Here is a 10,176-nt window from a genome sequence, read left to right as displayed (position 1 = left end):
AAAAATATTTACAATTATTTTAATAGGTTATGCAAGAAGTCTAATTTTGAACTTTAAAGATTTCAACTAAATTATTTTTATTAATTACAATATTTTTCATTTTTTTATTATTTTTCATATTGGTTTCACTATTAGTTTTAATTATTGAAGCGGTTAATAAATTATTAAGAGTTAATTTATTATATATTTTTGATCCCTTACCTTTAACACCTTTTACTTTATGTGAAATATCACCTTCCATATGACAGCCAATATTAGACTTCTTGTTGTGAATAAATATGAACATTTTTCTTCATTGCAATATAATGATGCTTTTGAAAAAAAGTAACAGCTGGTAAAAAAGCATTCACAGTAATGTCTAAAAAACCGTTTGTTTGTGCTTCTAATTCTAACTGTTTTATCAATTTTTTGCCAAAATATCACCCTTGATATTCAGGGTCAACATATAAATCAGTGATTTGATTTTGTTGGGGATGATAAGCACCATAACCTAAAATTTTATTTTCAAAACTAATTACATATCCTATTTCGGTTTCTAATTTTTTATAAAAATTATTATTCTGAAAATACTGTAAAATAGCTTCTTGTTCTAAAAGATTATAATCATCAAGACTAATTTTCTTAATGATTTTTTGTCTTAACTGATTAATTTGGTCTTGATCAATAATTGTAGCTTTTCGAATCATTCGTGCCTCCTTCCTTTCACATTTTTCCTTTTCTATTTTAAAATAATCAAAAAAAACACCGATATGAAAGTATTATTATCTACTTTACTTTAATCTAACATAAAACCTGTTAATCCAAACAAATGTTAACTCTAATCTTTGCTAAAAATAATTTTAAAAAAATAACTCATTTTAATGAGTTATTTTTTTTCTTTATGTAAAGTATGTTGGTCACATTTTGAACAATATTTTTTCACTTCTAATTTGTCCTGTTGTTTCTTTTTGTCACGTTTTGCAATGTAGTTTTCTTCCTTACATTGTTCACAACGTAAAATTATTCCTTCACGCATTTGTTTACTCCTCTTTTCTGCTTAAATCTTATTCTTCCCGAATTTTACAACAAGTATATCATAGCAAAATAATTTAAATTTGCCAATTATTTTCGTTGCTTTTCGCATTTTTTTAATTATCTCAACGAAAAATTCGAACAATTAACCATATTAAGAGACCAGTTAAAACAACTGAACCCAACATAACACCACAGCCAATACTTAAGCCCTTGATTGATAAAATTGCTTCTTTATAGTGCGCACCAAATAAAGCCGGAATAAAAGCTACAAATAAGAATGAACCTCCAACAAATAAAATTGTTAAAATGGTAGTTACTATTGATTGCATTGTTCGTGAATTAATTAAGATAACAGCAATAATCATTAAAGCAATTGCAAAAGTAGTAATAAAAATTGAAATAATAAAAAACAAAAGAACAATTAAATTATACGCAACAGCAAAATTAATCTTTAACACCGCATTAATAATGAAACTAGTAATTAAAACTAGGACATCAGCAATTAGTACTAAGGTAAAACAATAAGCGTAAACAATTAAAACAAAACCTAATGGTTTAATTCCTAATAATCCAATGCGTTTATAGACAACGGACATTTTTAAATCAATTAAAAAACCCATTAACATATATACAGCAACACTTGCCCCCGTTGCAATAAAAGTAACTCCAATTGATAGTGCCATAACATTCGGTCCTTGGCGGTAGTTAACAAAAATTGCTTGGCAAAGAATTGCAGTTGGAATTAGTACAACGGAAAGAATTAAAACCATTTTTTGGCGTCGCAAATAACTTAGAAAAAAACGATATAGGACTGATAAATTAACTTTTTCATTAACTAATCAACTATTTTTTATTTTTATCGATGTATTTTGCTCAGTTTTTCGCTCATTTGTCATGTTCGATTGCTCCTGTTCTATAGCCCTGTTTATAAGCGCCAATTTGATATTCTTTAAATTGATCTTTGACAAAAGCTTCAACACTGCCATATTCGGCAACAACATCAACTACTTTTGTTACTTTTGTAATTTCTCCTGCAACCATAAAAATTAAAGTATCACAAAACTTCTCAATTTCTTCCATATTATGCGAAATTAATAATAATGCTTTATTTTCATTTGCTAAAAAAATACTTAAAATCTCATATATTTTATCTTTAATTTCTAAATCTAAGCCTGTTGCTAATTCATCAAGAATAATCAAATCTGGGTCAACAATTAATGCTAATAAAATATTAATCTTTTGTTGTTGTCCGCCAGATAATTTTGAAATATCCTCGTTCATAATTTTTTCAATTTGTAAATTTAATAAAAGTTGATAAATGTTTTCTGGTGGAATTAATAAATTATAAACTTTTAAATACAAATTTAAAATATCATAACCAGTAATGCCACGAGGATATTTAGATTCTTGCAATTGCATCCCAATCCGAATTCCAACTTGTTTTTCACTGCTGCCATTGGAAACACGACGTAATTGAGCTAAAATCTCACATAGAGTTGTTTTCCCTGTTCCATTTGGTCCAACAACTCCAATTCGATCTCCTTTTTGTACAGTTAAACTGACATTTTTTAAGACATGTTGTTTTCGATAAAATTTATTAATATTAGTACATTTAACTAAAAAGTCTGTTCCCAAATTAGTCATTTTTTATTTACTCCTCGTGTTTTTATCTTTCATTACTAAAATTATATATTAAAAATCAGCCAATTTTGACTGATTTTTAATTTATTTTTTACTTTTATCTAAAATATCATGAATAGTTAATTGTAATTCTTTTGTTTCATCAATTGCTAAATCTTTTTTAAAGTTAGCTTTCGTTACTCTTTTATTTTTAATTTGTTTAAAATCAACTTTTTGCATTGTTTGCTCATGATTATTTGAAGAAACATTTCTTAAGCCAACCTTAATTGTTCCAGCTGGAGTTTGTTCAATTGCTTTTAATCATTCTGTTCGTGATTTTGCTTTAATAATAGGTTTATCTTTTTCGCTATTATTAAACTCAAAATTAATTTGTTGTTGTCTATTTTTAAGCAGAGTTTCCACTGTTGTGACCACTTTTCCAAAAGATGGTTTTTCTTCGTCAAAAGACGGAACTGTCGGTTTTATATTTTTTTGTTGATTATTTTGTTGTGCCTGTGCTTTTACTAAAGCTACTTTAGCTTGCTCACGTTGTTTCTTTTCAATTAACATATCTGCTGTTGTTTTCACTTTTCCAAAAGTTTTGCGAACAAATAATGGCGATGGTTCTTGTTCAGGTGCAGATACGATTGTACTAGTTTCCACATTTGTTGAGGTTTGTTCTAATTGTCGTTTACTTTGTTGTTCTTTTCGAACTTTCTTTTTTGTTTCTTTTATATTTTTATTTTTCTGGCGCATTTTTTCTCCGCGTGGTTTACCCACAATGTTTTTGTTAATTGTTTTCTTACTATTTGCATGATAGTCAAGCGTTGTTATTGGTTCTGCTGTTGCAATAACTTGCTCAACTTGATAAATTTCTTCTGGTGGAATCATTAATGCTAATTTAACATTAGGATCACTTTCCTCATCGTTAGTATTTTCTGAGGTGATTGTTTCCTGATTATAACTTTTTTCATTTGGTTCTGTATTAATTAACAGCAGCATTATTCGTTGGTTTTGTTACTTTAATTAAGGCTTTGAGATTGTTTACATTATCATGTTCATTATGATGAAGCGGATGCTTTTTTGCAGCTGCACTACTACTTTCTAATCCTTTTTTGATGGGATTAGTTTTAAATCATAATAATGGGGAATAACAATATCAATAATATTTTCAAAGCCTAACGTATGATTAGCAGTAACTAATTTATGAATAGGCATTTTATCAGTATTAAATATCTCACTTTCATCATTTTGATTTAACATATGTAAAATATCTTTCCCTTTTGTTAAAAACGTTCAGCGGACAAGTTCATTAATATCTTTATTTAACTTATATAATCGTGTTCCTTTTACTGGCCGTGTTGATGTAGGAATTTCTGTTAAATCAATTTTTTTCCCAGTATTAAGATTAGTAATTAATACTAAATTATCATCTTCACAATAACCCGCATTAATAACTACATCATCACGTAGATTAATTGATTTTACCCCTGCTGTTCGTAACCCTAATGTGGGAATTTGTTTTTTACGATATTTAACAATAAAACCGTTTGCTGTTGTTATGACAACATATGGATGATGATCAACTAATTGGCTAGCAACAACTTCATCATCATTTTTTAAATTAATAGCTTTAAGAGCTTTGCTAATTCGTGTTGCTTCAAAATCTTTAACAGCTGTCTTTTTAATCATTCCATTTTTAGTTGCCAACATAATGTATTGCTCTTTTTTATTAAAATCATTTAATAAGAAAGCACTAATAATTTTTTCTTCTCCTGGTAACTCAGAAATAGTATTAACATGTTCACCAATATCACGTAACCGAACAGTTTTAATTTTATAAACTGGAATAATAACATAATTTCCTTTTGAAGTAATTAATAAAATTTTATCAGAAGTATTAGCTTGAAAATCAGCAATTCATAAATCTCCTGGTTTTCGTTTAAATTCTTCAGTTGCTAACCGTGCTAATTGATTATTTTCTAACGCTTTTAAATACCCATCTCGTGAAATTCAAATGTTTAAATTTTTTTCAATAATTGTTTCTGTTTTTTGAATTTCAATTGCTTCAATTTCATTCTCAATCACACTACGACGACGTGAAACAAACTTTTTCTTAATTAATTCTAATTGGTGAATAATAACACTATTCAATTTATTAATATCACGTAAAATTGCTTTTAATTCAGCAATTGTTGCAATTAATTCTTTTTGTTCTGCTTTTAATTGTAAAATATCTGTTGAAGTTAACCGGTATAATCGTAATTGGACAATTGCTTCGGCTTGAACTTGGGTAAAACCAAATTTTTTCCCTAAATTATGAATTGCATCACTGCGATCTTTTGAATGGCGAATAACGGCAATTACTTCATCTAAAATACTAATTGTTTTGATTAACCCAGCAACAATTTCTGAGCGTTTTTGTGCACGTGCTAATTCAAAACGAGAACGATGAGTAACAACTGCTTGTTGATGTTCAACATAGTGGGTTAAGATTTCCTTTAATCCTAATTGTCGTGGTTGTTTATTTGCAATAGCAACCATATTAAAATTATATGAAATTTGTAAATTAGTATTTTTTAATAAAAATTTCCGTACGGTTTCAACATTAGCTTGTTTACCTAATTCAATCACAATTCGTAACCCTTCGCGGTCTGTTTCATCACGAACTTCCTTAATATTTAATCCTGGTTCATTATATTTAATATCATCAATCTTTTTAACTAAGTCTTGTTTAATAACTTCATATGGAATTTCAGTAATTACTAAAGCATTGTTTTCAAATTCAATTTTGCTACGAACAATAATTTTGCCTTTTCCTGTTTGATATGCCTCTAAAATTCCACTTTTTCCCTGAATAATTCCCCCCGTTGGGAAATCAGGTCCTTTAACATATTTTACTAAATCCTTAACCGTACTGTCTGGTTTTTCAATAAAATGAATTGTTGCATTAATAATTTCATGTAAATTATGTGGTGGAATATTTGTTGCATATCCAGCAGCAATTCCAGTTGAACCATTAACTAATAAATTTGGAAATAAAGCTGGTAATACAACAGGTTCTTGTTCTGAATCATCAAAATTAGGAGCAAAATCAACTGTTTTTTTATCAAGATCTTGTAATAAAAATGAGGAAATTTCACTTAAACGAGTTTCAGTATAACGCATTGCAGCCGCTGGGTCCCCATCAATTGAACCATTGTTTCCATGCATATCAATTAATGGATAACGGACCTTTCAATCTTGCGATAACCTTACCATTGCATCATAAACTGATGTATCACCATGCGGATGATATTTACCAATTACTTCTCCGACAATCCGTGCCGATTTTTTATAACTCGTATTAAAAGTTAATCGTAATTCATTCATTGCAAATAAAATACGACGTTGCACTGGTTTTAAACCATCACGAACATCAGGCAAGGCTCGATCTTGAATAATATATTTGGCATAACGACCAAAGCGTTCTGACATAATATCATTTAAACTATAAACTAATTCATTTTCTTTTTCGTTATTACTCATTTTTAAATTCCTCTCTGTAAATCAACTTTCATCATTTCATTCTTGATTATAAACTTTTTATAATCAATTTGATAAAATAACTTTTGCCCTAATTTTGTTAATATTCAATAATCCTTATGTTTATCATAAGTAAAGAGTTGCTGTTGATGAGTTAATAATAATGTCCGGAAATATGCTAAGATTCGGTCATTAAGATTATTACAAATTTCCATTAACTGTAACAACTCTGCTAAAATATTTGTTTTGATTATTTATAAATTCTTGTTGATAATAAATTGTTGTTGCTTATTTAATCATATATTTAACCATTTTAGATAACCAATCAATTTCACATTGATAAAATAAGGTTCCTTCAATTAATTAATAATTTATAAATTGTTAAATTTAATGTATTTAATTGTTGATTAATTTTTAGTGGTAAATTGTTAGGTTTAATTAATGTTTTTTTAATATTAATTCCCATATTAATTTTTTGCCAAGCAAATAAAATTATTAATATATTATAATTATAATAGTCTAATTCAAAAATTATAATAGTCTAATTCAAATGCAACAATTTTATCGTTAAAAAAATGAATGCCTTCTTTTGTTAACAAGTACAAGTTACTACTTGGTTCTAATTGATAAAGCGGTGTTACTTGTTGCATAATTTTTTTTCAAAAAACTTCTTTTTCCGTAGTTTGTTGCGCTGCTAATAGTAAACTTTCATAACATCAATTTAATGCTATTTCATCTGTTATCGCAAGTTCAATCGTTGTTGCAATTGTATTTTCACTATCTTCACTGCCATTACTTGTTCAAACTTCTAATGTCAATCTTGTTTTTGTTTCTTTTATTTTAATAAGTCATAACTGAAAATTTTGATATTGACTAAGAGTTAGATTGGTTTGATTTAGGGTATTAATTAATTTTTTGATTGCTTGTAACATTGTTGTCCTATTTAATTAATGATTGCTTGAAAATCATCTTCTAAAGTAAATTTAACATTTTCATCAATTCAATCTTTTCGTTTTTTAGCATCATCTCCCATTAAGGTGACAATCCGTCTTTCAGCCATAACAGCATCATCAATTGTTACTAAAATTAGCTGACGAGTTTGGGGATCCATTGTTGTTTCTCATAATTGTTCTGCGTTCATTTCCCCTAGCCCTTTATAACGCTGTAATTCAAATTTACCATGAAATTGACTTAATTTATTTTTTAATTCTGTTTCATCTCATGCGTATTCAATATGTTTATTTTTGGTGCTAGTAATTTTAAATAAAGGTGGTAAAGCAAGATAAACCCGATGATTTTCAATTAATGGTCGCATATAACGATAAAAAAATGTTAGCAATAAAGTTTGAATATGCGCACCATCCGTATCCGCATCAGTCATAATAATTACTTTGCCATAATTGGCATCATTAATATCAAAGCCATTTCCGACTCCAGCCCCAATGGCATTAATCATTACATTAATTTCTTCATTATTCATTAAATCTTGAAGTTTTGTTTTTTCAGCATTAATCACTTTCCCGCGTAACGGTAAAATTGCTTGAAAACGACGATCACGCCCTAACTTGGCACTTCCTCCCGCCGAATCTCCTTCAACTAAAAAAATCTCATTATTAAATTTATTTCGATTTTGAGCTGGGGTTAATTTTCCGGTTAATAAGCGATCACTATTACCACGTTTTTTGCTATTACGAGCTGCTTCGCGTGCTTTCCGAGCCTCTTCACGAACATTACGAGCTAATAATGCTTTTTCAATAATAGTATAAGCATTTACCTTATTTTCTGTTAATCAAAATCCAAATTGCTTTGCTACAATTGTTTCAACAACAAGTCGTGCTTCATAAGTTCCTAATTTTCCTTTCGTTTGACCTTCATACTGAATTAAATTTTCAGGAATTTTTACTGAAACAATGGCTGTTAATCCTTCCCGTGTATCAACCGAATCAAGATTCTTATCTTTTTCTTTTAATAAACCTTCTTTGCGAGCATAATCATTAATTACTTTTGTTAATCCTGTTCGGAATCCAGCAACATGACTGCCACCTTCACTTGTTTTAACATTATTGGCAAAACTAAGTAAATTTTCATTAAATTCAGTTGAATATTGTAACGCTATTTCAACTTCAATTTGTTTTTCTATCCCTTTTAACATAATAATTGGAGTAATACTTTTTTTACCTTCATTCATATAAGTAATGAATTCTTCCAAACCATTATTAAATAAATATGATACTTTTTTATCAGTGCGTTGGTCAGTCAATGTCAACTTAACCCCACTATTTAAAAATGCTGATTCACGAATTCGTTCTGAAATTGTGGAAAAAGAAAAATCAATTACTTTAAAAATCTTATGATCAGGTAAAAAAGTAACTGTTGTTCCTGTTTTTGTTGTTGTACCAATTTTTGTTAACGGTTCTTTAACTTGCCCACCATTCGCAAATTTAATACTTCAAACTTTGTGGTCACGATAAATTGTGACATCAAAAGTTGACGATAAAGCATTAACAACAGAAGAACCAACACCATGTAATCCTCCTGATGTTTTATAACCATCACCACCAAATTTTCCCCCAGCATGTAAAACTGAAAAAATTACTTCTGGCGTTGATTTACCAGATGAATGAATTCCGGTTGGAACACCACGACCATTATCTGCCACCGTAATCGCATTATTTTTATAAATAATAATATCAATTTCATTACAATAACCAGCTAATGCCTCATCAATTGAATTATCAATAATTTCTCAAACTAAATGATGTAATCCACGAACATCAGTTGAACCAATATACATTCCTGGACGTTTTCGAACCGCATCTAGTCCTTCTAAAATCTGAATTGATGATTCATCATACTTTAATGTTTTATCTTCAATACTCATATTCTCTATCATTCCTTTTAAATATAATTTTCACTATTAATATCTTATATTATAATGCTTTTATTTACAATTATTTATTAAATTATTTCTAATTGCTATATAATAGTAAAAGAGAGGTGAAGGAATGACATTATATGGATATTTAGGGACAGCTATTACGGCAATAATTGGTTACTTAATTGGTTCTTTTAGTTGATCAATATTTATTAGTAAAAAAATTTATAAAATTGATGTGCGAGATTATCATTCTAAAAATGCCGGAGCTACAAATACTAGTCGTGTTTTAGGAAAAAAATGAGGTTTTGCCATTATGTTTTTAGATATGCTAAAAGTTACTATTACAATGTTTATTGCCTTTGGTATTAGTTGTATTAATATTAATGGGGTTAATTTTGATTCAACTAGTTATTATATTCCAGATTTTTTTGTTTTAATTGGTCATTCTTATCCAATTTATTATAAATTTAAAGGCGGTAAAACAGTTTCATCTTTTTTAGGGTTATTATGAATGACTAACCCATATTATTTTTTAATTGCTACAGTTGTTTGATGAAGCACAATTTTTATTTGAAAACAAGTTTCTGTTTCTTCAATTTTAGCAGCATTTTTTACAGGAGCATTATGTTGAATCCCACAATTAAGTGGCATTGATGTTATTAACTTTAATGGTGATTTACTTCAAAATTCTCATCTTGTTTGAGTGAATTACTTACATTATGTTAATTATGACAATTACTATGATAGTTTAGCTTTAATTAATATTATTATTACTTTAAGTGCTATTTTCTTAATCTTAAAGCATCATCAAAATATTGTTCGTTTATTAAAAAGAACAGAAAAACCTTATGATTTTAAAGGGAAATCTGATTTAGAAAATGGTAATCTTCCAAAACATAATCAAATCAAAAAACATTAATGAATTATCCATAGTTTTAATTACTTAATAATTCTAATTGAAAAATGCTTTTATATTATAAAAAACTGAAAGCATTTTTCAATTTTAAAATTTTTATTTATTAACAAAAAATTAACTAACCTTAAACTCTATTATTTGTAAAAATAGACTTCTTGCGTAACCTAGTTATTTTAAAATTCCTATAAAATATATTTAAAATAGAAATTATAGGAATCTAAAA

General features: G+C 28.0%; 11 protein-coding genes. 1 reads left to right on the top strand and 10 read right to left on the bottom strand.

Going from position 1 to position 10,176, the window contains the following annotated elements:
• Positions 1-40: 40 nt before the first annotated feature.
• The 10 genes from BST80_RS02335 to parE all read right to left on the bottom strand — a co-directional run bounded on the left by BST80_RS02335 (position 41) and on the right by parE (position 9,040).
• Positions 41-241, bottom strand: coding sequence for a hypothetical protein (locus BST80_RS02335; protein ID WP_415745788.1), 201 nt, complete (start codon positions 239-241; stop codon positions 41-43).
• Positions 242-254: 13 nt separating this feature from the next.
• Positions 255-686, bottom strand: coding sequence for a GNAT family N-acetyltransferase (locus tag BST80_RS02330; RefSeq protein WP_415745787.1), 432 nt, complete (start codon positions 684-686; stop codon positions 255-257).
• A 179-nt stretch (positions 687-865) separates the two neighbouring features.
• Positions 866-1,015, bottom strand: coding sequence for a 50S ribosomal protein L33 (gene rpmG / locus BST80_RS02325; RefSeq protein WP_415745786.1), 150 nt, complete (start codon positions 1,013-1,015; stop codon positions 866-868).
• Between the two features lie 112 nt (positions 1,016-1,127).
• Complete coding sequence (locus BST80_RS02320; protein ID WP_415745785.1) at positions 1,128-1,910, bottom strand: hypothetical protein; 783 nt, start codon at positions 1,908-1,910, stop codon at positions 1,128-1,130.
• Entirely contained in the window at positions 1,858-2,658 is an 801-nt protein-coding gene (locus BST80_RS02315) for an ATP-binding cassette domain-containing protein (protein WP_415745784.1), read from the bottom strand. The genes BST80_RS02320 and BST80_RS02315 overlap by 53 nt, the downstream gene beginning before the upstream one ends.
• Positions 2,659-2,739: 81 nt before the next feature.
• Positions 2,740-3,636: a hypothetical protein gene (locus BST80_RS02310; protein ID WP_415745783.1), complete on the bottom strand. Its 897-nt coding sequence runs from the start codon at positions 3,634-3,636 to the stop codon at positions 2,740-2,742.
• Positions 3,637-3,738: 102 nt separating this feature from the next.
• Positions 3,739-6,162 (bottom strand): DNA topoisomerase IV subunit A, encoded by a 2,424-nt coding sequence (gene parC / locus BST80_RS02305; protein WP_415745782.1) that lies wholly within the window; start codon positions 6,160-6,162, stop codon positions 3,739-3,741.
• 2 nt (positions 6,163-6,164) lie between these two features.
• A complete protein-coding gene (locus tag BST80_RS02300) occupies positions 6,165-6,386 on the bottom strand; it encodes a hypothetical protein (protein ID WP_415745781.1) in 222 nt (73 codons plus the stop codon).
• A 282-nt stretch (positions 6,387-6,668) separates the two neighbouring features.
• The gene (locus tag BST80_RS02295) at positions 6,669-7,091 is read right to left on the bottom strand and encodes a hypothetical protein (RefSeq protein ID WP_415745780.1); all 423 of its coding nucleotides are present in this window, start codon (positions 7,089-7,091) and stop codon (positions 6,669-6,671) included.
• Between the two features lie 11 nt (positions 7,092-7,102).
• Positions 7,103-9,040, bottom strand: a complete 1,938-nt coding sequence (parE, locus tag BST80_RS02290; protein WP_415745779.1) for a DNA topoisomerase IV subunit B — start codon at positions 9,038-9,040, stop codon at positions 7,103-7,105.
• Between the two features lie 124 nt (positions 9,041-9,164).
• On the opposite strand from parE, the gene plsY reads away from it, so the two are divergent.
• Positions 9,165-9,956, top strand: a complete 792-nt coding sequence (plsY, locus tag BST80_RS02285) for a glycerol-3-phosphate 1-O-acyltransferase PlsY (protein WP_415745778.1) — start codon at positions 9,165-9,167, stop codon at positions 9,954-9,956.
• Positions 9,957-10,176: the final 220 nt, after the last annotated feature.

This window comes from Spiroplasma sp. Moj (assembly GCF_016082285.1).
Classification (GTDB): domain Bacteria; phylum Bacillota_I; class Bacilli_A; order Mycoplasmatales; family Mycoplasmataceae; genus Spiroplasma; species Spiroplasma phoeniceum.
Note: the sequence above shows the minus strand (reverse complement) of the source record. Positions and strands in the feature narration are given on the sequence as shown.